This is a genomic window from Kitasatospora sp. NPDC004272, assembly GCF_053603035.1.
On record NZ_JBSGET010000096.1, the window covers coordinates 1 to 21,234 of the forward strand.

20 protein-coding genes are annotated in these 21,234 nt (G+C 74.4%); 7 read left to right on the forward strand and 13 right to left on the reverse strand.

Translation table 11 applies throughout. The features are described from left to right. The 4 genes from ACWEO5_RS26110 to rimP form a co-directional block, all read right to left on the reverse strand. The coding region (locus ACWEO5_RS26110) for a translation initiation factor IF-2 N-terminal domain-containing protein (protein ID WP_452164686.1) at positions 1-354 on the reverse strand (354 nt) is incomplete at its 3' end. 191 nt (positions 355-545) lie between these two features. Then, positions 546-848, reverse strand: coding sequence for a YlxR family protein (locus tag ACWEO5_RS26115; RefSeq protein ID WP_344556168.1), 303 nt, complete (start codon positions 846-848; stop codon positions 546-548). Positions 849-917: 69 nt separating this feature from the next. Next, on the reverse strand, positions 918-1,919 hold the full coding sequence (gene nusA, locus ACWEO5_RS26120; RefSeq protein ID WP_344556114.1) for a transcription termination factor NusA: 1,002 nt from the start codon (positions 1,917-1,919) through the stop codon (positions 918-920). 2 nt (positions 1,920-1,921) lie between these two features. Next, positions 1,922-2,464, reverse strand: a complete 543-nt coding sequence (rimP, locus tag ACWEO5_RS26125; RefSeq protein ID WP_344556112.1) for a ribosome maturation factor RimP — start codon at positions 2,462-2,464, stop codon at positions 1,922-1,924. Between the two features lie 228 nt (positions 2,465-2,692). Here rimP and ACWEO5_RS26130 point away from each other — a divergent pair, with 228 nt between their 5' ends. The 3 genes from ACWEO5_RS26130 (at position 2,693) to ACWEO5_RS26140 (ending at position 5,388) form a co-directional block, all read left to right on the forward strand. Next, complete coding sequence (locus ACWEO5_RS26130) at positions 2,693-3,661, forward strand: ferritin-like domain-containing protein (protein ID WP_452164687.1); 969 nt, start codon at positions 2,693-2,695, stop codon at positions 3,659-3,661. Between the two features lie 226 nt (positions 3,662-3,887). Continuing rightward, the gene (locus ACWEO5_RS26135) at positions 3,888-4,787 is read left to right on the forward strand and encodes an aminoglycoside phosphotransferase family protein (RefSeq protein WP_452164688.1); all 900 of its coding nucleotides are present in this window, start codon (positions 3,888-3,890) and stop codon (positions 4,785-4,787) included. A gap of 49 nt (positions 4,788-4,836) precedes the next feature. Next, positions 4,837-5,388, forward strand: a complete 552-nt coding sequence (locus ACWEO5_RS26140; protein ID WP_344556106.1) for a GNAT family N-acetyltransferase — start codon at positions 4,837-4,839, stop codon at positions 5,386-5,388. Positions 5,389-5,395: 7 nt separating this feature from the next. On the opposite strand, the gene ACWEO5_RS26145 is transcribed toward ACWEO5_RS26140, so the two are convergent. The 7 genes from ACWEO5_RS26145 to ACWEO5_RS26175 form a co-directional block, all read right to left on the reverse strand. Then, positions 5,396-6,271 carry a GNAT family N-acetyltransferase gene (locus ACWEO5_RS26145; RefSeq protein WP_452164703.1) on the reverse strand — a complete coding sequence of 292 codons (876 nt, stop codon included), beginning with the start codon at positions 6,269-6,271 and terminating at the stop codon, positions 5,396-5,398. Between the two features lie 81 nt (positions 6,272-6,352). Then, entirely contained in the window at positions 6,353-7,513 is a 1,161-nt protein-coding gene (gene ispG, locus ACWEO5_RS26150) for a flavodoxin-dependent (E)-4-hydroxy-3-methylbut-2-enyl-diphosphate synthase (protein ID WP_033253947.1), read from the reverse strand. A gap of 128 nt (positions 7,514-7,641) precedes the next feature. Then, entirely contained in the window at positions 7,642-8,937 is a 1,296-nt protein-coding gene (locus ACWEO5_RS26155; protein WP_452164704.1) for a M50 family metallopeptidase, read from the reverse strand. 31 nt (positions 8,938-8,968) lie between these two features. Then, positions 8,969-10,198: a 1-deoxy-D-xylulose-5-phosphate reductoisomerase gene (dxr, locus tag ACWEO5_RS26160; RefSeq protein ID WP_452164689.1), complete on the reverse strand. Its 1,230-nt coding sequence runs from the start codon at positions 10,196-10,198 to the stop codon at positions 8,969-8,971. Positions 10,199-10,306: 108 nt separating this feature from the next. Continuing rightward, the gene (locus ACWEO5_RS26165; RefSeq protein WP_452164690.1) at positions 10,307-11,749 is read right to left on the reverse strand and encodes an aldehyde dehydrogenase family protein; all 1,443 of its coding nucleotides are present in this window, start codon (positions 11,747-11,749) and stop codon (positions 10,307-10,309) included. Positions 11,750-11,875: 126 nt separating this feature from the next. Further along, complete coding sequence (locus tag ACWEO5_RS26170; RefSeq protein ID WP_344556099.1) at positions 11,876-13,441, reverse strand: PucR family transcriptional regulator; 1,566 nt, start codon at positions 13,439-13,441, stop codon at positions 11,876-11,878. 152 nt (positions 13,442-13,593) lie between these two features. Then, positions 13,594-15,609, reverse strand: a complete 2,016-nt coding sequence (locus tag ACWEO5_RS26175) for an ATP-binding protein (protein ID WP_452164691.1) — start codon at positions 15,607-15,609, stop codon at positions 13,594-13,596. 219 nt (positions 15,610-15,828) lie between these two features. On the opposite strand from ACWEO5_RS26175, the gene gabT reads away from it, so the two are divergent. The 3 genes from gabT to ACWEO5_RS26190 all read left to right on the forward strand — a co-directional run bounded on the left by gabT (position 15,829) and on the right by ACWEO5_RS26190 (position 19,390). Further along, entirely contained in the window at positions 15,829-17,184 is a 1,356-nt protein-coding gene (gene gabT, locus ACWEO5_RS26180) for a 4-aminobutyrate--2-oxoglutarate transaminase (RefSeq protein ID WP_452164692.1), read from the forward strand. A 366-nt stretch (positions 17,185-17,550) separates the two neighbouring features. Further along, positions 17,551-18,189 (forward strand): phosphatase PAP2 family protein, encoded by a 639-nt coding sequence (locus tag ACWEO5_RS26185; protein ID WP_452164693.1) that lies wholly within the window; start codon positions 17,551-17,553, stop codon positions 18,187-18,189. 121 nt (positions 18,190-18,310) lie between these two features. Next, a complete protein-coding gene (locus ACWEO5_RS26190) occupies positions 18,311-19,390 on the forward strand; it encodes a glycoside hydrolase family 18 protein (RefSeq protein WP_452164694.1) in 1,080 nt (359 codons plus the stop codon). Between the two features lie 22 nt (positions 19,391-19,412). Here ACWEO5_RS26190 and ACWEO5_RS26195 read toward each other — a convergent pair whose 3' ends face one another. Then, positions 19,413-19,745, reverse strand: coding sequence for a DUF2218 domain-containing protein (locus ACWEO5_RS26195; RefSeq protein WP_452164695.1), 333 nt, complete (start codon positions 19,743-19,745; stop codon positions 19,413-19,415). Between the two features lie 139 nt (positions 19,746-19,884). Between ACWEO5_RS26195 and ACWEO5_RS26200 the strand changes: the two genes are divergently transcribed. Further along, positions 19,885-20,355 carry a MarR family winged helix-turn-helix transcriptional regulator gene (locus ACWEO5_RS26200; protein ID WP_344556089.1) on the forward strand — a complete coding sequence of 157 codons (471 nt, stop codon included), beginning with the start codon at positions 19,885-19,887 and terminating at the stop codon, positions 20,353-20,355. Positions 20,356-20,376: 21 nt separating this feature from the next. On the opposite strand, the gene ACWEO5_RS26205 is transcribed toward ACWEO5_RS26200, so the two are convergent. Beyond that, positions 20,377-21,120 (reverse strand): ZIP family metal transporter, encoded by a 744-nt coding sequence (locus ACWEO5_RS26205; protein WP_452164705.1) that lies wholly within the window; start codon positions 21,118-21,120, stop codon positions 20,377-20,379. Positions 21,121-21,234: the final 114 nt, after the last annotated feature.

Sequence of the window (21,234 nt, forward strand, 5' to 3'; positions counted from 1 at the left end):
CGGCTTCGGCGCGGCCGGACCCGCGGCGGGCGCGGGGGCGGCGGGGGTGGGACGGGGGCCCGGCGTCACGGTGGGACGCGGGCCGGGGGTGGGGGCACCCGGCTTGGGTGCGGCCGAGCCGGCACCGCCGGACGGCTGGGGCGCCGCGGGCTTCCGCGGGCCCGGCTTCGCGGAGGACGCGCCGCCGGACGGCGGGGTCGCTCCCAAAGCGTCAGTCAACTTGCGCACGACCGGCGCCTCGATCGTCGAGGACGCCGAACGCACGAACTCGCCCAACTCGGTGAGCTTGGCCATGACGGCCTTGCTCTCCAAACCGAGTTCCTTGGCGAGCTCGTATACCCGGACCTTAGCCACTTCGCTCCTGTCTATGCGTCCGGGGTATTCGTCCGCCGGACTGCCGTTACTTCATGGGCGTACTCATCGCGTACTCATCGAGTGCTCATCGCAATCTCGACCTACTTCCATCTCGCGAGGTACCTGACTGGGGCGCACGGCGGCGTGACCGCGTGCCGTGCGCTGGTGCGTGTTGCCGGGCGCGGGGCCCGTCAGTGGGCCGACTGCCGGTCGGCCGGACCTGCTCCCGCCCCGAGGTGCTCCCGCAGGGCGCCGGGGTCGAGCGCGCCCTGGGCCTTGAGGGCCCGGGGGAACGCCCGGCGGCGGACCGCGAGGTCGAGGCAGTTCGGGTCGGGGTGCAGATACGCGCCCCGGCCCGGCAGAGTGCCGCGGGGATCGGGGACGCATCCGCCCTCGCCCGCCACGACACGCAGCAGCTCGTGCTTGGCCGCGCGCTTGCGGCAGCCCACGCAGGTGCGTTCAGGGCATGCCCGGACATGCGTCCGGCCAGACACGTTCAAGTCTACCCCTCCGAAGGGACTCACCGCCGCCGAGTAGATTCCCGGGGGCACATGACAACGTTGCTAGCGGTTGGAGGATTCCTCGGCGGGGGCCTCGGTGTCCGGACGGATGTCGATCCGCCAGCCGGTCAGCCGGGCGGCCAGCCGGGCGTTCTGCCCCTCCTTGCCGATCGCCAGCGACAGCTGGTAGTCCGGCACGATCACCCGGGCGGAGCGCTGGGCCAGGTCGACGATCTCCACCTTCGTCACCCGGGCGGGCGACAGCGCGGCGGCGACCATCTCGGCCGGGTCCTCCGACCAGTCAACGATGTCGATCTTCTCGCCGTGCAGCTCGGCCATCACGCCGCGCACCCGCATGCCGTTCGGGCCGATGCAGGCGCCCTTGGCGTTCAGGCCCTGCCGGCGCGACCAGACCGCGATCTTGGTGCGGTGGCCGGCCTCGCGGGCGATCGCGGCGATCTCCACCGAGCCGTCCGCGATCTCCGGGACCTCCAGCGCGAACAGCCGCTTCACCAGGTTCGGGTGGGTCCGCGACAGCGTCACCGACGGGCCGCGGACACCGCGCCGCACGCCCACCACGTAGCACTTCAGCCGGGTGCCGTGCCGGTAGTCCTCGCCCGGGACCTGCTCCTGCGGCGGCAGGATGGCCTCCAGCTTGCCGATGTCGACCAGCACGCTCTTCGGGTCGTTGCCCTGCTGGACGACACCGGTGACGATGTCGCCCTCCTTGCCCGCGTACTCGCCGAAGGTCTGGTCGTCGGCGGCGTCCCGCAGCCGCTGCAGGATGACCTGCTTGGCGGTGGACGCGGCGATCCGGCCGAAGCCCGACGGGGTGTCGTCGAACTCCTTCGGCTCGACGCCCTCCTCCAGCTCGGACGCGTCCTCCAGCGCCCAGACCGTCACGTGGCCGGTCTTGCGGTTCAGCTCCACCCGCGCCCGGCGGCGCGAGCCCTCGGTGCGGTGGTACGCGATGAGGAGGGCCGACTCGATCGACTCGACCAGCAGGTCGAACGGCACGCCCTTCTCGGTGACCAGCCCGCGCAGGGCACTCATGTCGATGTCCACGACTACGCCTCCTCTTCCTCTTCGTCCACGTCCGCGATGTCGGCGGCGGCGTCGAGCAGTTCCTCGTCCTTGCGGTTGAACTCGACCTGCACCCGGGCCCGCGCGATCTCCGCGAACTCCAGTCGGCGCTCCTTGGGGCGGCCGCGCCCCTTCACCGGCTGCACCTCGACCAGCGCGCCGTCCTCGTCGCTCTCCAGCACCCGCGCGGTCAGCTCCGCGCCGTCCACCAGCTTCACCGCCGCCAGCCGGCCGGTCGCCCGGCGCCAGTGCCGCGGCTCGCTCAGCGGGCGCTCGGCACCCGGCGAACCGACCTCCAGCAGGTAGGGGGCCTCGCCCATCAGGTCGGAGGCGTCCAGCGCCTGGCTCACCAGGCGGGAGAACTCGGCGATGGCGTCGAGGTCGACGCCGCCGTCGGCGTCCACGTCGATCTGCACCTGGCGGCGGCTGCCGGCCTGGGTCACCTTCACCTCTTCGAGGTCGAGCCCGGCCTCGGCGGCCAACGGCTCCAACAGGGCGCGCAGCCGGTCAGTGGGGGTGGTGCTCATCCGGGTGACTCCTCGGCCGCGTCTGCTGTTGTCGAAGGTGCTAACTCACCGCGAAGCCTATCGGGTCAACCCCCGAACCACCGATTCCGACCCGGGGCGCCCGCACCCCCTGCGAGGAACCTCACAACGGTCGGATACCGTCCAAGCTCCGTACGGGGCTCGTGTGGCTCCGGTAGAGATTCTCCCGACGGGGGGCACCCGGCCCCCACCGACCCCGCTGGAGCCACGATGCCCGTGCCCGCACGCCGGACCTTCCTGGCCCTCGGGGCGCTCGCCGGGTTCCAGCTGCTCACCGGCTGCACCGGCGACCACCCCGCGCAGCCCGCGCGGCCGGGCGCCGAGGACCCCGACCTTCCGCTGCGGCGCCGTCAACTCGCCGCCACCGACGCCCTGCTGGCCGACTACGACGCCGTCCTCGCCGCCGCCACCGCCGCCGACGCCGACAAGCTCGGCGACCTGCGCGAGGACCTGCTCCGGCACCGCGAGGCGCTCGCCCCGGCCGCCGCCTCCCCCGCGCCCTCCGCGTCCCCGTCCTCCACCGCCTCCGCCTCCCCCTCGACGCCCTCCCCCGCCCGGACGGCCGCCGACCTGGCCGCCGCCGAACTGCGCACCGCCGAACTGCGGCTGGCCGACCTCGCCGCAGCCTCCCCGGAGCTGGCCCGCACCCTCGCCTCGGTCGCCGCCTCCGACGCGGCCCACGCGGCGGCCCTCGGCGACAGCACAGCGCCCGCCGCCGACCCCTCCCCCTCCACCTCCCCCGCGGCCCCGCCCGCCGCGCTCCCCACCGCCGACGCCGACGCCCTGCAGGCGGCCCTCGCCGCCGAGCACGCGGCCGTCTACGGCTACGGCGTGGTCGGCGCCTTCCTCCCCGCCGGCCCCCGGCGCGAGGACGCCCGCGGCAGCTACGCCGCGCACCAGGCCCGCCGCGACACCTGGCAGCGCGTCCTGGCCGCCGGGGGCGCCTCCCCCACCGCCGCGGCCGCCGGCTACCGCCTCCCCTTCCAGGTCAAGGACGCCGACACCGCCGCCCGGCTGGCCGCCCACCTGGAGACCCAGCTCACCGCCGCCTACGCCGACCTCGCCGCCCGCGCCGCCTTCCGCGCCCCGGCCGCCGCCGCCCTGCGCGAATCCGCCCTGCGCGCCGCCCACTGGGGCGCCGACCTCCCCGCCCTCCCGGGCCTCGCCGCCGACCGGTAGAGAGCCCTACCGGGGAGGCGAAATCAGGGGCCCGGGGAACGGCGGGTCGATGCTGCTGACGGCCGGAGCCCATCGAAGTGCCCGTGCTGCTGCGTGCCTGAAACAGAACCCGAAGCGGCGGCACCCAACGGCAGTGCACCGTCAGCAGACCGGGCCTCGCCGTTCCCCGAGCCCCTGGATGCGCGTCCCGCCGTCCCCTCACGACCCGCCCCGGATAATCGTCCCCATGGCACAACCTGCGCGGTTCAGCGTCCCGGAACGTCTCGTCGAGTCGGTGCGGGCGGAGGACGACCCCGCCGGGGAGTCCTGGTTGGCGGAGTTGCCCGGGCTGGTCGCGCAGCGGCTCGCGCACTGGCGGCTGGTGCCGGAGCGGGTGGTCGAACCGGGCGGCCGGGGCAGCGTGATGGTGTACGCGCACCGCGCGGACGACCTGGCCCCCGTGGCGCTGAAGGTGGCCCGGCCGTCCGCCGAGGCCGCCGCGCTGCGGGTGTGGGCGGGCCGGGGCGCGGTGCTGCTGCTGGACGAGGCGGACGGGTCGCTGCTGCTGGAGCGGCTGCACGGCGAGGTCCCGCTGCGTTCGCTCGCCGAGCCGAAGGCGATGCTGGAGGCCACCAGCCTGCTGCGCCGGCTGTGGGTGCAGGCCCCGCCGGAGCACCCGTTCGAATCGCTGGCCGACCGGGCCGGGCGGGTCGCCGACCGGATCGCCGGGCGCCGCGCGCTGCCCGCCGCGGTCGACGCCGGGCCGCTGGTGGACGAGGCCCTGGAGGCGGTGGCGCTGGCCGCGGACGGCGGCGACTGGCTGCTGCACGGGGACTTCCAGCACGGCCGGGTGCTGGCCGCGGACCGCTCCCCGTGGCTCGCGGTGGCGCCGCGCCCGCTGGTCGGCGACCGGGCCCACGACCTGGCCCGCCTGGTGCTGGACCGGATCGACACCCTGGCCGCCTCGCCCGGCCCGCGCGGCGCGGCCCGGCGGCGGCTGGCGCAGCTCGCCGAGGCGGTGGAGCTGCCCGCCGACCGGGTCCGGGCCTGGACCCTGCTGCGGGCGGTGGACACCGCGCTGGGGGCGTTCGCGGCGGGCGACGCGGCGGCGGCCGAGCTCCGCCTGGAGTTCGCGGCCTGGCTGTGAGACCGGGGCGATCGGCCGGCCGCGGCGGCAGGTAGTAACGTCCCGCTTCATGGAGCAGCTCACCGGGGTGACGATCGAGGCCATCGACCTGGCGGCGTGGGCGCCCGCCGTGCTGGAGGTCCAGGCGGTCGCGTTCGGGCTGGGACCGCACGAGGTCGCGGTGCGGCTGCCGATCGTGGGCCGGCACGCGCTGCAGCCGGGGGTGGTGGCGCTGGGCGCGATGTCCCGGGGGCGGCTGGTGGGTTTCGGGTACGGGATGCCGAACCAGCGGACGCACTGGTGGTCGACGGTGATCGAGCCGTACCTGGCGGCGCGCGGCCACGAGGACTGGCTGGACGGGGTGTTCGCGGTGACGGAGCTGCACGTGCTGCCGGAGTTCCAGGGCCTCGGGGTGGGCACCCGGCTGATCCGTTCGCTGTGCGGGCGGTCGGGCCTGGACCGGTCGATCCTGTCGGCGATCGACGCGGAGACCCCGGCCCGTCGGCTGTACCGCTCGCTCGGCTACCGGGACCTGGCGCCGGCGGTGCGCTTCCCGAACACGGCCCGCCCGTACGCGGTGATGGGCGCGCACCTGCCGCTGCGCGACCCGGCCCGGGGCTGACGGCGGATCAGAACAGCACGCTCATGAACGCGCCGACCTCGCGGAAGCCGACCCGGCGGTAGGCGGCGCGGGCCCGGACGTTGAAGTCGTTGACGTACAGCGAGACGACGGGGGCGACCTCGGCGAGGGCGGTGTTGACCACGGCGGCCATGCCGCTCTCGGAGAGCCGCTTGCCGCGGTGCTCGGGGGCGACCCAGACGCCCTGGATCTGGCAGGCGGCGGCGGTGACGGCGCCGATCTCAGCCTTGAAGACGACCCGGCCGTCCTGGTCGAAGCGGGCGAACGAGCGTCCGCCGGAGACCAGTTCGGCGACCCGGGCCTGGTAGAGCAGCCCGCCGTCGCCGGCCAGCGGGGAGATGCCGACCTCCTCGGTGAACATGGCCACGCAGGCGGGCATCAGCGCCTCGACCTCGGACCGGCCGACCCGGCGCACCAGCGGGTCGGGCTCGACCTCGGTGACGGGCGTGGAGGTGGCCATCAGCGGCTGGTGGGCGCGGACGTCGCGGGCCGGGCCCCAGGAGCGCTCCAGCAGCGCCCAGAGCATCGCGGTGGCCTCGGCGGGGCCGACGATGGAGGAGCAGCGGCGGCCCTGCCGGCGGGCCCGCTCGGCGAAGGCCCGGACGGCCTCGGGCCCGGCGCCCACCGGGACCAGGTTGGCCCCGGCGTAGCAGAGCGCGTCCAGCCGTCCGTGGGCGTCGTGCCAGCCCCACATCTCGCCGCCGAGCCGCCAGGGGTCGAGGCCGACGGCCTCCACCCGGGTGGCGACGAAGGCGTTGGCGACGGGGTCGCGGTGCAGGATCTCCAGCGCGTCGTCGAGGTCGGGGGCCTCCAGCACGCGGGTGGCGGCGAGCGCCCGGGCGGCCTGGAAGGGGCCGGGCAGCATCACACCTCGGTCGAGCACGGGGGCACCTCTCGAACGGGCGGGGCCGCCCGCTGGGCGGCCCCGCCGGGGGACTTCAGGCCGTCACTCGGCGGCCACGACCACGGGGGCGCCGGATTCGACGCCCTCCTCCTGCATCTGCTCGGCCAGCTTCATGGCCTCCTCGATCAGGGTCTCGACGATCTTCGACTCGGGCACGGTCTTGATCACCTCGCCCTTGACGAAGATCTGGCCCTTGCCGTTGCCGGAGGCCACGCCGAGGTCGGCCTCGCGGGCCTCGCCGGGGCCGTTGACGACGCAGCCCATGACGGCGACCCGCAGCGGCACCTCCATGCCCTCCAGGCCGGCGGTGACCTCCTCGGCGAGCTTGTAGACGTCGACCTGGGCGCGGCCGCAGGACGGGCAGGAGACGATCTCCAGGCCGCGCTGGCGCAGGTTCAGCGACTCCAGGATCTGGATGCCGACCTTGATCTCCTCGGCCGGCGGGGCGGACAGCGAGACCCGGATGGTGTCGCCGATGCCCTCGGCGAGCAGCGCGCCGAACGCCACCGCGGACTTGATGGTGCCCTGGAAGGCCGGGCCGGCCTCGGTGACGCCGAGGTGCAGCGGGTAGTCGCAGGCGGCGGCGAGCTGCCGGTAGGCGTTGATCATCACGACCGGGTCGTTGTGCTTGACCGAGATCTTGATGTCGCGGAAGTCGTGCTCCTCGAACAGCGAGCACTCCCACAGCGCGGACTCCACCAGCGCCTCGGGGGTGGCCCGGCCGTACTTCTCCAGCAGCCGCTTGTCGAGCGAACCGGCGTTGACGCCGATCCGGATCGGCACCCCGGCGTCCTTGGCGGCCTTGGCGATCTCGCCGACCTTGTCGTCGAACGCCTTGATGTTGCCGGGGTTGACCCGGACCGCGGCGCAGCCGGCGTCGATCGCGGCGAACACGTACTTCGGCTGGAAGTGGATGTCGGCGATCACCGGGATCTGCGACTTGCGGGCGATGATCGGCAGCGCGTCGGCGTCGTCCTGCGAGGGCACGGCGACCCGGACGATCTGGCAGCCCGAGGCGGTCAGCTGGGCGATCTGCTGCAGCGTGGCGTTGACGTCGGAGGTGAGCGTGGTGGTCATCGACTGCACCGAGACCGGCGCGTCGCCGCCGACCGGCACGTTGCCGACCATGATCTGACGCGAGTGGCGGCGCTGGGCCAGCGGCTTGAGCGGCAGGGAGGGGATACCGAGCGAGATCGCGGTCATGTGCGCAGTTTTTTCCTCTGGAGAGGTTCGGTGAGTCGGGGCGCGCGCGCCGTGGTGGCGGGCGCCCGGCGTCCAACGGTACGGCACGGCCGGGTGGCGGAGCACACCCGGCCGCGGGTGGCGCGCGGCTAGTTGATGCGCACCGGGTTGACGATGTCGGCGGCCATCACGAGGCCGGTGAAGCAGACGAAGATCCCGGCGACCACGTAGGCCAGCGGCATCAGCCGGGCCACGTCGAACGGCCCGGGGTCGGGGCGCCGCAGCACCTTGGCGGCGGTGCGGCGGACCGACTCCCACAGGGCGCCGGCGATGTGGCCGCCGTCCAGCGGCAGCAGCGGCAGCATGTTGAACAGGAACAGCATGAAGTTCATGTACGCGAGCATCTGGACGAAGAAGGCCAGCTGCTGGGTGGCGGGCAGGTCCATCGCGAACACGTCGCCGCCGAGCCGTGCCGCGCCGACCATGCCGACCGGGGAGTCCTGCTCGCGCGGGGCGCCGTCGACCACGGAGTGCCACAGGCCGGGGATCTTGCCGGGCAGCTGGCCCAGCGACTCCACGCCGTGGCTCGCCATCTTGCCCATCTCGTCGAGGCTCCCGCCGACCGACAGGTGCTGGACGCCGGTGGCGGGGGTGATGCCGAGGAAGCCCGCGGTGACGGTCTTGTCCTTGATCGGGACGCCGTCCTCGTCCATCGCGGCGAGGGTGTTGGTCTTGATGTCGGCGGCCAGCGTCTCGGCGGCGCCGTCCTTGTGCCGGACCTCGATCGCCACGTGCTTGCCGGCCGAGTCCCGGATCAGGGCCTGCAGCTGGGCGTAGTCGTGGATCGCGACCCCGTCGAAGACCTTGATGGTGTCGCCGGCCCGCAGCCCGGCCGCGTTGGCCGGGGACTTCTCGGCGTCGGCCGCGCAGGTGTCGGTCTTCTCGCCGTACGGGACGACGCACTCGCTGACCGAGCTGACGGTCGGCGTGGAGCGGGTGACGCCGATGCCCATGAACAGCGTGAAGAACAGGCCGATCGCCAGGACCAGGTTCATGCCCGGGCCGGCGAACATCACGATGACGCGCTTCCACGGCTTGCGGGTGTAGAACAGCCGGGTCTCGTCGCCGGGCTGCAGCTCCTCGTAGGAGGCGGCCCGGGCGTCCTCGATCATGCTCCGCCAGGGGGAGGAGGACCGCTTCGTTATCCGGCCGTCCGCGCCCGGCGGGAACATGCCGATCATCCGGATGTAGCCGCCGAACGGGATCGCCTTGAGGCCGTACTCGGTCTCGCCGCGCCTGGTCGACCAGATCGTCCGGCCGAAGCCGACCATGTACTGCGGCACCCGGATCCCGAACAGCTTCGCGGTGGACAGGTGGCCGAGCTCGTGCCAGGCGATCGAGAACAGCAGCCCGACCACGAAGAGCAGGATGCCCAGCGCTTTCATCACCAAGTCCACCGCGTCGCCTCCGTCGTGCCTAACCTGCCGCCAGTTCCCGGGCCCGGGCGCGGGCCCAGTGCTCCGCCTGGAGTACGTCCTCCACAGTGAGCGAAGTTCCCGCCGCCGGGGTGCCGTGTTCGGCGACCACCTTCGCCACAGTGTCCACGATTCCGGTGAAGGGCAGCACGCCCTTCAGGAAAGCGTCCACACATTCCTCGTTCGCGGCGTTGAAGACCGCGGGAGCGGTCCCGCCGAGCGTACCCACCTCGCGGGCCAGCTCGACCGCCGGGAAGGCCACGTCGTCCAGCGGGAAGAACTCCCAGGTCGCGGCCTTGGTCCAGTCGCAGCCGGGCGCCGCGCCGGGCACCCGGTCGGGCCAGCCGAGGCCCAGCGCGATCGGCATCCGCATGTCCGGCGGGCTCGCCTGGGCCAGCGTGGAGCCGTCCGTGAACTCCACCATCGAATGAACGACCGACTGCGGATGGACCACCACCTCGATCCGGTCGAAGGGCACGTCGTACAGCAGGTGCGCCTCGATCACCTCCAGGCCCTTGTTCACCAGGGTCGCCGAGTTGATCGTCACCACCGGGCCCATCGCCCAGGTCGGGTGCGCCAGCGCCTCGGCCGGGGTGACGCCCGCCAGCTGCTCGCGGGTGCGGGTGCGGAACGGGCCGCCGCTGGCGGTCACCACCAGCTTGCGGACCTCGGCGCGGGTGCCGCCGGCCAGCGCCTGGAACAGCGCGGCGTGCTCGGAGTCCACCGGCACGATCTGGCCGGGCTTCGCGACCGCCTTCACCAGCGGGCCGCCGACGATCAGCGACTCCTTGTTGGCCAGCACCAGCACCCGGCCGGCCCGCAGCGCGGCCAGCGTCGGGGCCAGGCCGATCGAACCGGTGATGCCGTTCAGCACCGAGTGGCACTCCGAGGCGGCCAGCTCGGTCGCCGCGTCCGGGCCCGCCAGCACCTCGGGCAGCGGGGCCCCGCCGGCCTTCGCCGCCAGCGCCGCGCGCAGCGGCCCCACCGCCGCCGGGTCGGCCACCGCCACGGCGCGCACGCCGAGCGCGACGGCCTGCTCGGCGAGCAGCTCCACCCGGCCGCCGGCCGCGGACAGCGCGACCACCTCGAACCGGTCGGGGTTGCGGAGCACCACGTCGATGGCCTGGGTGCCGATCGAACCGGTCGAGCCCAGGATGACCAACTCCCGGGGGCCCTGCGGGTCCCGGACGACCGGAGTGAAGCGCGACTGCGGATGGGCGAGCGAGTTCATGCCCCCATTGTGTCCTGCCGCCGGGCCTGCCCCGGCCCCCGGCGCGAACGCCCCGCCGACCGCCGGGGGCAGCGGCGGGCGGGGCGTCCGGAGTCCTGCCGGGGCCGCTCAGAGGTCCAGACCGGTGAGGACCAGCACCTTCTCGAAGGTGAAGTCGTCCATCGCGTAGCGCACGCCCTCGCGGCCCACGCCGGAGTCCTTCACCCCGCCGTACGGCATCTGGTCGGCCCGGTAGGACGGCGCGTCGCCGATCACCACGCCGCCGACCTCCAGCTCGCGGTGGGCCCGGAACGCGGTCTGCACGTCGTGCGTGAACACGCCCGCCTGCAGGCCGAACGCCGAGTCGTTGACGGCGGCGAACGCCTCCTCGGTGCCCTCCACCCGGTGCAGCGACAGCACCGGGCCGAACACCTCGGCCCTGGCCAGGATGGCGTCCGCGGGCAGCTCGGCCAGCACGGTCGGGGCGTACGCGGCGCCGTCCCGGCTGCCGCCGGTCAGCAGCTTGGCGCCCTTGGCGACCGCGTCCTCGACCCAGGACTCGACGCGCACGGCCGCATTCTCGTCCACCAGCGGGCCGACGTCGGTGGCCTCGTCCGACGGGTCGCCGGTGACCTGGGCCCGGACCTTCTCGACGACCTTCTCCACCAGGCGGTCGTAGACGCTCGCGTCGGCGATCACCCGCTGCACCGAGATGCAGGACTGGCCGCCCTGGTAGTTGGCGAACAGCGCGATCCGGCTCGCCGCCCAGTCGAGGTCCGCCTCGGAGCTCCAGTCCGCCAGCACCACGGCCGCGGCGTTGCCGCCGAGCTCCAGGGTGACGTGCTTGCGCGGCACCGAGTCCATGATCTGGTAGCCGACCTTGTCGGAGCCGGTGAACGAGATCACCGGCAGGCGCTCGTCCCGCACCAGCGCGGGCATCTTGGCGTTCTCCACCGGCAGCACGCTCCAGGAGCCGGCCGGCAGGTCGGTCTCGGCCAGGATCTCGCCCAGCACCAGGGCGGACAGCGGGGTGGCCGGGGCGGGCTTCAGGATGATCGGCGCGCCCACCGCGATCGCCGGGGCCACCTTGTGCGCCACCAGGTTCAGCGGGAAGTTGAACGGCGCGATGCCCAGCACCGCGCCGCGCGGGAAGCGCCGCACGATCGCGTACCGGCCGGTGCCGCCCGGGTCGGTGTCCAGCCGCATGGTCTCGCCGTTGGTGCGGCGGGCCTCCTCGGCGGCCCAGCGGAACACCGACACGGCCCGGCCGACCTCGCCGCGCGCCCACTTGATCGGCTTGCCGTTCTCCGCGGTGATCAGCCGGGCGATCTCCTCGGTGCGCTCGGCCAGCCGCTTGGCGACGTGGTCCAGCGCGGCCGCCCGCTGGTGCGCCGGGGTCGCGGCGAACACCGGCACCGCGGCGGCGGCGGCCGCCACGGCCTCCTCCACCTGCGCGTCCGTCGGCACGCCGACCGTCGCCACCAGACCGCCGTCGTGCGGGTGGCGCACCTCGAACGCCGTCTCGCCGCTCGCCCGCCGCCCGGCCAGCCAGAACTCATGAGTGGTGGTCACGGTCGCACCGGCCCCTTCCCTCGAAAGACTTGTCGCCTTCACGGTAGGGGCCGGGATCGGGGTTTCCGATTGGACGGACGGGACGAAACCGGGACTCGATTAGGACGCCGCGGAGGACGGGACGGCCTACTCCTCGCCCGACCTGAGCGCCAGCCACAGCTCCATCCGGACGTCGGTGTCGTCCAGCGAACGCCCGAGCAGCTCCTCGACCCGGCGCATCCGGTAGCGCAGCGTGTGCCGGTGCACGCCCAGGTCGGCCGCGGCCGCGTCCCACTGGCCGTGCCGGGAGAGCCAGGCCCGCAGCGAGGCGACCAGGTCGCCGCGGGCGGTGCGGTCGTGCTCGCGCAGCGGGCGCAGCAGGCCCTCGGCGAACGCGGTGACGGCGTCCTCGCCGAGCAGCGGCAGCAGCGAACCGGCGCCGACCTCCTCGTGGTCGACGGTGCGCCGGCCGCCGCGCTGGGCGACCGCGAGGGCCCGCTCGGCCTGGGCCCGGGCGGTGCCCGCGTCCTCCAGCTCGGCCGGGGCGGAGACGCCCAGCGACAGGCCCTCGTGCTCCTCGACGGCGCCCAGGCAGGCCCGGTGCACCGAGCCGTTGTCCAGCGCGAGCACCGTCAGCCGCGGCCCGTGCGCGCCGTCCTCGCGGGACACCAGCAGCTTCTCGCCGACCTTGCCGCCGGCGTTCTCGGCCCGGTCGGCGAGCTCGCCGAGCGCCTCCGCGGCCTCCGGGCCGGGCCCGGCGGCCGCCACCAGCACCCGCACGGTGCCCTCGGGCAGGCCGCCGAACAGCCCGGCGGCGACCTGCCGGGCGGTGCCGACCTCGCCGGCCAGCACCATCCGCAGCAGCGCGGCGCCCATCTTCTCCTCGGCCTGCCGCAGTTCGCGCGAGCGCTCCAGGGTGAGGGTGAGCAGCGCGACGGCCGCGTTCAGCACGTACCGCTCGGTCGGGGTGATCCGGTCCTCGGTGCCGACCGCCAGGAAGCCGCGCGGGCGGCGGTCCGCCCCGAGCGACTGGACCACCACGTAGTCCTCGTCGGCGGTGTCGATCGTCCCGGCCCGGCCCTGCAGGGCGGCGCTCGACGGGGCCGGGCGGCGGCGCAGCCGGTCGACCTCGGCGGCCAGCCGGCCGGCCCGCCGGGCGGCCCAGTCGGGGGCCACCGCGGACAGCGCGCCGGAGCCGTCGTACAGCGCGGCCCAGCCGCCCAGCCGGGCCGCCAGCCGGCGCACCACCGCGGTGGTGCCGTCCTTGCCGAGCGCGGCCCGGGTCAGCTCCTCCTGCGCCTCGAAGCTGGTGGTGACGGCCTCGTACTGCTCGGCGGCCAGCGCGGCCGAGACGGTCTTGGAGATCGCGATGAACGGCGTCGCCTCCGGCACCCGCAGCAGCGGCAGCCCGCGCTGCGCGGCGGCCTCCACCAGCGCCTGCGGCACCTCGCTGTGCGAGAGGCCGACGCCCAGCCCCAGGCCGACCACGCCCGCGTCGGCCAGCCGGTGCACGTACGCCTGCAGCCCGGCGGCCCCCTTGCCCAGCTTGATGCCGGTGGTCAGGAGCAGCTCTCCCCCCTCCAGGAAGGGGGTCGGGTCGTCCAACTCGCTGGTGTGCACCCAGCGGACGGGTCGTTCCAGGTGGTCCGCGCCGGCCAGCACCGTCAGGTGGAGCGCGGTGGTGCGGACGACGGAGGCGAGAGTGGGGGGCATGGCACCTTCGGTGGTTCGACCTGGACGCGCCGTTGCGGCCGGGCGAGGAGGGGTCTCCCCCCATTATGGACGCTCCGGACAACCCGGAGTGCCGAAATCCGCCGGTCCGTAGCTTCCGTGACCCAACGATGATCGGCCCGCGACCCGCCCGCTCAGTGCCGCAGGTCGACCAGCAGCGGCGGCACCTGCTCCCCCGTCACCGAGGTCAGCGAGATCACCGCGTGCCCGGACGGCAGCGCGTGCGCCAGGTCGGACGGCGACCAGCGGTGCCGCTCGACGTCCCGGGTGGTGACCGACTCGGTCTGCGCGGTGGTGCCGGACAGCGCCTTGCGCACCAGCCGGCCGGCGCGGCGAACCGTTCCTCCGGAGGTGTCCGGGACGTGCGTCACCGCGGTCTCCCGCACCAGGTGGGTGCCCCACGCCTCGGAGAACAGCCGGCCGTCCCAGGGCGCGATGCCGGGGAACGCCATCCGGTTGCCGACCGCGCCGAACAGCGGCGCCCGCAGCGCCTCCGGCAGGTCCGACAGCGTGCGCAGCAGCAGCACCACGCCCGCGTTGGCGCCGCGCAGCCGCTGCACGCCGCGCACCGCCTGCGCGTCGACCGCGGCGGTCGCGTCGTCCAGCACCAGCCCGGCGAACAGCTCGCGGTCCCGGCGGTCCGCGGCGGCCTGGGTGAACTGGCCCAGCAGCAGCCGCGACAGGATCCGGGCGGCCTCCGGGTGGCTGCGCTCGGGCAGCTTCACCCGCACCCGCAGCGGGTGCTCCAGGGCGCGCATCGCGAACGCGGGCTTGGCGTCCGGCCCGCCGGAGAACCCGGCCGCCAGCGCGGGCCGGTCCAGTAGCGCCAGCCGGTCCGCGAGCAGCGCGCCCGGGTCGTCGGCCCGGCCGTGCGCCCGCTCGCGCTGCTGCAGGTCCGCCTCGAACTCCGCCCACCGGCCCGACTTGCGCAGCCGCTCGCCGAGCTCCGCCCAGCCCTCCTCGTCCCCCGCCAGCAACGCGCGCAGCGCCCGCACCCCCGGGTAGCTGCCGTACGCCGCCCGGTACGGCCCGACCACCTGCTGCATCGCGGCCCGGGCGCTCTCCGCCCGCGGCGCCAGCTCGTCCGGCAGCAGCGCGTCGGCCAGCCGGGCCGCCGCCTCGTCCGAGTGCGGCACCGCGCCGTACAAGTCCAGGCCGTACGGGGCCCCCGGGTCGCCGGGGGCGATCACCACGTCGTACCAGTCGTCCGGCCCCAGGTCCGCGTCGGCCGCGCCGACCACCACCGCGCAGGCCGCGCCCGCCAGCGCCTGCAGGCACAGCGCCTCGGCGACCGGACGGGCCAGCGAGGCGGTCTTGCCGGTGCCGGCCGGGCCGACGGCGAGCAGCGAGGTGCCCAGCACCCGCGGGTCCAGCGCGAACCCGGCGTTGCGGTGGGTGACCGGGTTCTTCGGCACGTCCTGCGCCGTGCCCAGCCGCACCTGCCGCACCAGCAGGTCGTGCCGCGCCGCCCGCCCGCCCGGCAGGTCCCGCTGCTCGGACGGGTGCGCGCAGGCCGCCGCGCCCCTGGCCGCCAGCTGCTGCGCGAACTCCTGCCACGCGACCGGGTCCGTCCCCACCGTCCGCCACGCCTGGTGCAGCCGCACGTAGTCCACGTCCCCCACCGGCTCCCCGTCCAGCCGCCGCACGGCCTCACCGGCCGGCCGCAGCTCGGCCCACACGTCGACGACGGGGGCCGCCTCGGGGGTGGGCGGAACCTCGGTGACGGTGTGGGCGAGGACGGGGGCGATCCAGCGCCGCCACACCTCGCCCCAGCGGCCCATCCGTCCGAAGACCATCAGCACCAGGATGATCAGCGCGACGTTGACCGCGGCGGCGATCAGCAGGGAGATGACGAAGGAGTTGGGGGCCGTGAGCCCGATGGCGGTCAGCAGGCCCTGCACCAGGGAGACGCCTTCGAGGTAGACGAAGAGCCCGACCGCGAGGTTCAGCACCGCCCGCAGCAGCAGCGGCCCCGCCGGGGTCTTCGCCTGTTCGGCGGCCTTCGGGTCGTGCGGGGTGTGGTGCTGCCGGTAGATGCCGGGGGCGGCCTCGGGGCGGGGGGCGGTGGCCCAGGTGGGGAGGTGGAAGGGTGCGCGGGGCGGGGGGAGATGGGGGTGGGTGTGCTGGGTTCTCGCGTCGTTCAGTTCCACTTCGGGCCCCTCCTACGTTGCCGGCGGTGCCATACCCGCTCCGCCGTCCCACCGACACACCCGGGGCCAATGTAGTGGAGTGCGCGGGCGCGCAGCCGATCTTCGGCCACTGGCCGCGCCGGACAACTGGGACGGCCCAGCAGTACCGAGTGGCGCATGCCCGGGCCGCGCGGCCGGTCGTAGCCTGCGGTTACCGCGTCAAGAACTTGGAGAAGACAGATGAGCGCTGCAACGCCGCTCCCGCAGGAGCGCCGACTGGTCACCGCGATCCCCGGCCCGAAGTCGCAGGAGCTGCAGTCTCGCAAGCTCGGCGCGGTGCCGGCCGGCGTGGGCACCACGCTGCCGGTGTACGTGTCGCGGGCCGGCGGCGGCGTGCTGGAGGACGTGGACGGCAACAGCCTGATCGACTTCGGTTCGGGCATCGCCGTGACGAACGTGGGCAACAGCGCCGCGGCCGTGGTGGCGCGGGCGACCGAGCAGCTGGCCGCGTTCACGCACACCTGTTTCATGGTGACCCCGTACGAGGGCTACGTGGCGGTGGCGGAGCAGCTGAACGAGCTGACCCCGGGCGACCACGACAAGCGCACCGCGCTGTTCAACTCGGGCGCCGAGGCGGTGGAGAACGCGGTGAAGATCGCCCGCGCCTACACCAAGCGGACCGCAGTGGTGGTGTTCGACCACGGCTACCACGGCCGGACCAACCTGACCATGGGCCTGACGGCGAAGAACATGCCGTACAAGCAGGGCTTCGGCCCGTTCGCGCCGGAGATCTACCGCGTCCCGGTGGCGTACCCGTACCGCTGGCTGACGGGCGCGGAGAACTGCGCCGCCGAGGCCGCCGCACAGGCGATCGAGGTCATCACCAAGCAGATCGGCGCGGAGAACGTCGCGGCGATCATCATCGAGCCGATCCAGGGCGAGGGCGGCTTCATCGAGCCGGCCAAGGGCTTCCTGCCGGCGATCGTGGAGTTCGCGAAGGCGAACGGGATCGTGTTCGTGGCGGACGAGATCCAGACCGGTTTCTGCCGCACCGGCCAGTGGTTCGCGTGCGAGGACGAGGGCGTCGTCCCGGACCTGATCACCACCGCGAAGGGCATCGCCGGCGGCCTGCCGCTGGCGGCCGTGACCGGCCGGGCCGAGATCATGGACGCGGCGCACTCGGGCGGCCTGGGCGGCACCTACGGCGGCAACCCGGTGGCCTGCGCGGCCGCGCTGGGCGCGATCGAGACCATGAAGTCCGAGGACCTGAACGGCAGGGCGCGGCGGATCGGCGAGGTCATGCTGGGCCGACTGCGGGCTGTGCAGGAGAAGTTCGCCGACTCCGACCGGGTGCGCATCGGCGAGGTCCGCGGCCGCGGCGCGATGATCGCGGTGGAGCTGGTGAAGCCGGGCGGCAAGGAGCCGCACCCGGAGGCGACCGCGGCGATCGCGAAGGCCTGCCACGCGGAGGGCCTGGTGGTGCTGACCGCCGGCACCTACGGCAACGTGCTGCGCTTCCTGCCGCCGCTGGTGATCCCGGAGCACCTGCTGACCGAGGGCCTGGACATCCTGGAGTCGGCCTTCGCGGGCGTCTGATCCGGACCTCCGGAGCGGACGGATCCGCTGGTGGGCGGTGCGGGGGCGGGGCGGGGCGGATCCCGTCCCGCCCCCGCGCGTTCAGCCGCCGGACGGGTGGGTGGAGGTGGCCCCGCCGGTGGTGAAGATGCTGTGCACGATGGCGGGTCGGCCGTTCCGGGACTCGGCTTTGACGTACTGTCATCACAGATGGACAGCGAACAGCACCCACTGCCCACCACTCCGTCCGCCGCCGAGGCGGACGCACCTGACCGATCGACCGGCCGTCCCGCCCACACCCCCCGGGCCGCACGGCGCGGCGATCGCCTTGGCCGCCCCGGAGCTCTCCCCCCTGCTCCGGGGCGGCCGATTTTTGCTGTCCTGGCCATGACACTCGCGGTGGTGCTGACCGTCGTCTCCTGGCAGGTGGCGGTGGACGGGCCGCTGCTGGGGTTCGACACCGCGGTGCGCGACGGGGTGCGGCACCTGCGCCGGGCGATCGGTTCGACGCTGCTGAACCACCTGGGCGTGGCGCTGTCGGACCTGGGCGGCGGGCTGGTCGCGGTTCCGGTGCTGCTGGGCTGCGCGGGCCTGGCGGCCTGGCTGGCCCGGCGCGGGGGGCGTCCGCGCTGGTGGGTGCCGGTGCCGGTGGCGGTGGTGGCCGCGGTGCTGGTCCCGCTGCTGGTGGTGCCGGCGAAGGTGTGGTTCGCCCGGCCGGGCCCGTACGGGGTCCCGCTGGCCGGGAGCCAGTGGGGCTGGTACCCGTCGGGCCACACGGCGACCTCCTCGATCGCGTACGGGACGGCGGCGCTGCTGCTGGCCCGGGTGCTGTCGGCGGCGGCCGGGCGGCGGGTGGGCGCGGTGGCCGCGCTGGTGTGCCTGGGGGTAGGGGCGGGCCTGGTGTGGAGCGACTTCCACTGGCTGCTGGACGTGCTGGCGAGCTGGTGCCTGGCCGGCCTGCTGCTGCTCGGGCTGCGCCGACTGCTGCCGCGCCTGCTGCCGGACCGGCCGCGACCTGGCGACTGACGTTCCGTCAGCCGCCTTTTCGGTCCAGACCATTGACGCCCTCCCGGCCCGCGCGCACCCTGTTCCCCACCCATCAGCACACGATCGCCGGGAGGCGAATGTGCGTTCCCCAGTCATGCCCATGACGCGTTTCTCGGTGGCGGCCTCACTGCTCGCCCTGGCGGTGACGGCACTGCCGGTCCAACCGGCCGCGGCGGCGGCCGCCCCGATGCAGGTGTACGGCGCCTGGCACTGCAGCAACGACGCCTGCACCTGGGCGAAGACCCGCGACCTCGCCGAGTTCGACGCCGCCAACCACTGGCTGGTCGACCGCGGCGACGGCCGCCCCTCGGTGAACGTGGTGGTGCTGAGCTTCGTCAACCCGCTGCGGCTGCTGAACGGCACCACCGACGCGGGGAACGCCGCCGGGGTGCCGGTCGGCATGGACCAGCGGGTGGTGGACTACTTCACGGCGCACGGGATCCGGGTGATGCTCTCCATCGGCGGCATCACGTACACCGGCGACTGGGACACCGCGCTGGCCCAGAACGGCGCACTGCTCGGCCAGAAGGCGGCGGCGCTGGCGAGCAAGCTCGGCGTGGGCATCGAGATCGACTACGAGAACAGCAACAGCCCGAACCTGACCGGCCTGCAGGCGTTCGTGGACGCGTACCGGACCGCCCACCCGTACGACGCCTCGGGCGCGGACCCGACCGCCCGGCTGACCATCGACGTGGCCGCCGGGGACCGCTGGCTGATCGGCATCGACCAGTACGCCACCGCGCACTGGCTGACCACCGCGAACCCGGTGCTGGACTACGCCAACGCGATGGTGCCGAGCAAGCAGCCGTCCGCCTCCTCGGCGGTGGCCAACTGGCAGGAGCACCTGGACGGCAAGCCGACCTACAACCCGGCGATCCCGCCGCTGGCCCCGGCGAAGTTCACCGGCGGCCTGTACATCGCGGAGGGCTCGCAGGTCCGCCCGGAGTGCACCAACTTCGCGAACTCGGTGCAGAAGGCCACCGGCAGCTGGGTGCAGAGCGCCGCGCCGAACGGGGCGGGGACGACGCCCGGGCTGCTGGGCTTCATGTTCTGGGCGGCCGAGAAGCCGTCCACCCGGGGCGTGACCACCGCGCCGCCGAACAGCTGCGAGGGCGGGGTCGGCGCGGGGGCCACGGCCTTCGCGGCGCCGGTGCCGATGCCCCCGCTGCGCCAGGGCTGAGCGGCCGCGGACGGCGGGACGGTCAGCCCTCCTCGCCGGTGAGGCGCTGGACGGTGCCGGCCTCGCCGCTCTCCCGCCGCCAGGCGACGACCAGCTCGTCGCGGGTGCCGAAGCGGACCAGGTGGCGGCCCACCACGTCCTCCAGCTGGGCGAGGGCCTCCTCGGCACCCTCGACGGACAGCAGCAGCGCGCCGTCCTCGGCGGTGAGCTCGGCCCGGCCGGCGCCGAAGGCGAGCGAGCCGCGGCCGGTCTCCTCCGACCACTCGGCGGGGACCTTGCGACCCATGTGGGCGGCGAGCTGCTTGGCGTAGCGGGCGGGGCGGTCGGTGGTGACGCGGGCGGTGGAGCGGGCCACGGCGGACTCCTCGGATCGATGGCACGGAGGTGGTTAGGCTCGCCTAAGCTACTCGATTGCTGAGCCAAGCTCAACAAGTTATCGAGGCGAGATCGATCACCCTCCGTACCGTCCCCGAGCCGACCGCTAACCTGTGCCCATGACCTCCCCCGGCCCCGCCGACACCGCCGCGGAACTCGCCGACGCGCTCACCCGGGCGATGAAGCGGATCCGCCGACGGACCATGCAGCGGCTGGAACCGTACGGCCTCACCCCCGCCCAGGGCCGGGCGCTGCGCACCCTCGCCCACGCGCCCGGCTGCGAGAGCGCCCGGACCATGCGGCTGAGCGAACTCGCCGAGCGCCTGCACATCGCCCCGCGCTCCGCCACCACCGTGGTCGACGCCCTGGAGGAGGCCGGCCTGGTCGCCCGCACCCCCGACCCGGCCGACCGCCGCGCGGTGCGCCTGGTCCTCACCGAGGACGGGCACCGCGCGCTGGAGCGGATCTCCCGGGTCCGGCACGAGGTCGCCCAGGAGTACTTCGGCCCGGTCAGCCCCGCCGAACAGGACGCCCTGCTCCGCGCCCTGCGGCACGCCGAGGAGGTCTACGAGGCTGGCCCCACCCCGTAGCCCCGCCGGAGGCGTCCCCGTTCACGCCAGCCCCACCACCAGCCACATGAACGCCACCCCCAGCAGCGTGCAGGCGAGGGTGCCCTTGGACGGGTGCGGGCTGTGCGCCTCGGGCAGGATGTCGGAGGTCGCCAGGTACATCAGGAACCCGCCGAAGAACCCGAGGTAGAGCCCGAGCAGCTGTTCCGGGATGGTGAACAGCAGCGTGATCCCGGCCCCGGTGACGGGCGCGAGCGCGTCGGCGAACAGCAGCGCGACGGCCCGCCGCCGGTTGTTCCCGTACAGCCGGGTGAGGGTGTACGTGTTGAAGCCGTCCGCGAAGTCGTGCGCGACGACGGCGATGGCGACGACCGTGCCGACCGTCGTCCCGGCCTGGAAGGCGGCGCCGATCGCGAAGCCGTCCATCATGCTGTGCACGACCAGCGCGGAGGCGGCCGCGATCCCGACGCCCTGCTCGCGCTGCCGTTCGCCGGGCGCGTGGCCGTGCGCGTGGCTGTGCGCGTGGCCGTGGCTGTGCGCGGCGTACTCGCCCTCGTGGCCGCGGTGGATGGCGACGGCGCGTTCGACGACGTGGATGGCGAGGAAGCCGGCGGCGAACATCAGCAGCGCCTCGGGGACTCCGTGCAGCTGCTGCGGGGCCTGCTCCATCGCCTCGGGCAGCAGGTCGAAGGCGACCACGCCGAGCATCAGTCCGGCGGCGAAGCCGAGGACGAGGTGGCGGCGGTCCCCGGTGCGCTGGGCGACGAAGCCGCCGATCAGGGTCATCAGGAAGGCGCCCGCGGCGACCAGCACGGCGGTCAGTTTCGGCCTCCCCCGTCACGGTGCCGGGGGCCGGACGGCTGCGCTGACCGCTGCCCACGGGCATCCAGTCCGTCCGGC

Excerpts from the sequence above, each read along its gene's own strand:
- ACWEO5_RS26130 (WP_452164687.1), top strand. The coding sequence starts at position 2,693 with ATGCCCGTGCCCGCACGCCGGACCTTCCTGGCCCTCGGGGCGCTCGCC.
- ACWEO5_RS26155 (WP_452164704.1), bottom strand. The coding sequence starts at position 8,937 with ATGAAAGCGCTGGGCATCCTGCTCTTCGTGGTCGGGCTGCTGTTCTCG.
- ACWEO5_RS26145 (WP_452164703.1), bottom strand. The coding sequence starts at position 6,271 with ATGCTGCCCGGCCCCTTCCAGGCCGCCCGGGCGCTCGCCGCCACCCGC.
- ACWEO5_RS26205 (WP_452164705.1), bottom strand. The coding sequence starts at position 21,120 with ATGACCCTGATCGGCGGCTTCGTCGCCCAGCGCACCGGGGACCGCCGC.
- ACWEO5_RS26135 (WP_452164688.1), top strand. The coding sequence starts at position 3,888 with ATGGCACAACCTGCGCGGTTCAGCGTCCCGGAACGTCTCGTCGAGTCG.
- ACWEO5_RS26200 (WP_344556089.1), top strand. The coding sequence starts at position 19,885 with ATGACCTCCCCCGGCCCCGCCGACACCGCCGCGGAACTCGCCGACGCG.
- ACWEO5_RS26190 (WP_452164694.1), top strand. The coding sequence starts at position 18,311 with ATGACGCGTTTCTCGGTGGCGGCCTCACTGCTCGCCCTGGCGGTGACG.
- ACWEO5_RS26185 (WP_452164693.1), top strand. The coding sequence starts at position 17,551 with ATGACACTCGCGGTGGTGCTGACCGTCGTCTCCTGGCAGGTGGCGGTG.
- ACWEO5_RS26140 (WP_344556106.1), top strand. The coding sequence starts at position 4,837 with ATGGAGCAGCTCACCGGGGTGACGATCGAGGCCATCGACCTGGCGGCG.
- gabT (WP_452164692.1), top strand. The coding sequence starts at position 15,829 with ATGAGCGCTGCAACGCCGCTCCCGCAGGAGCGCCGACTGGTCACCGCG.
- ispG (WP_033253947.1), bottom strand. The coding sequence starts at position 7,513 with ATGACCGCGATCTCGCTCGGTATCCCCTCCCTGCCGCTCAAGCCGCTG.
- ACWEO5_RS26170 (WP_344556099.1), bottom strand. The coding sequence starts at position 13,441 with ATGCCCCCCACTCTCGCCTCCGTCGTCCGCACCACCGCGCTCCACCTG.
- rimP (WP_344556112.1), bottom strand. The coding sequence starts at position 2,464 with ATGAGCACCACCCCCACTGACCGGCTGCGCGCCCTGTTGGAGCCGTTG.
- dxr (WP_452164689.1), bottom strand. The coding sequence starts at position 10,198 with ATGAACTCGCTCGCCCATCCGCAGTCGCGCTTCACTCCGGTCGTCCGG.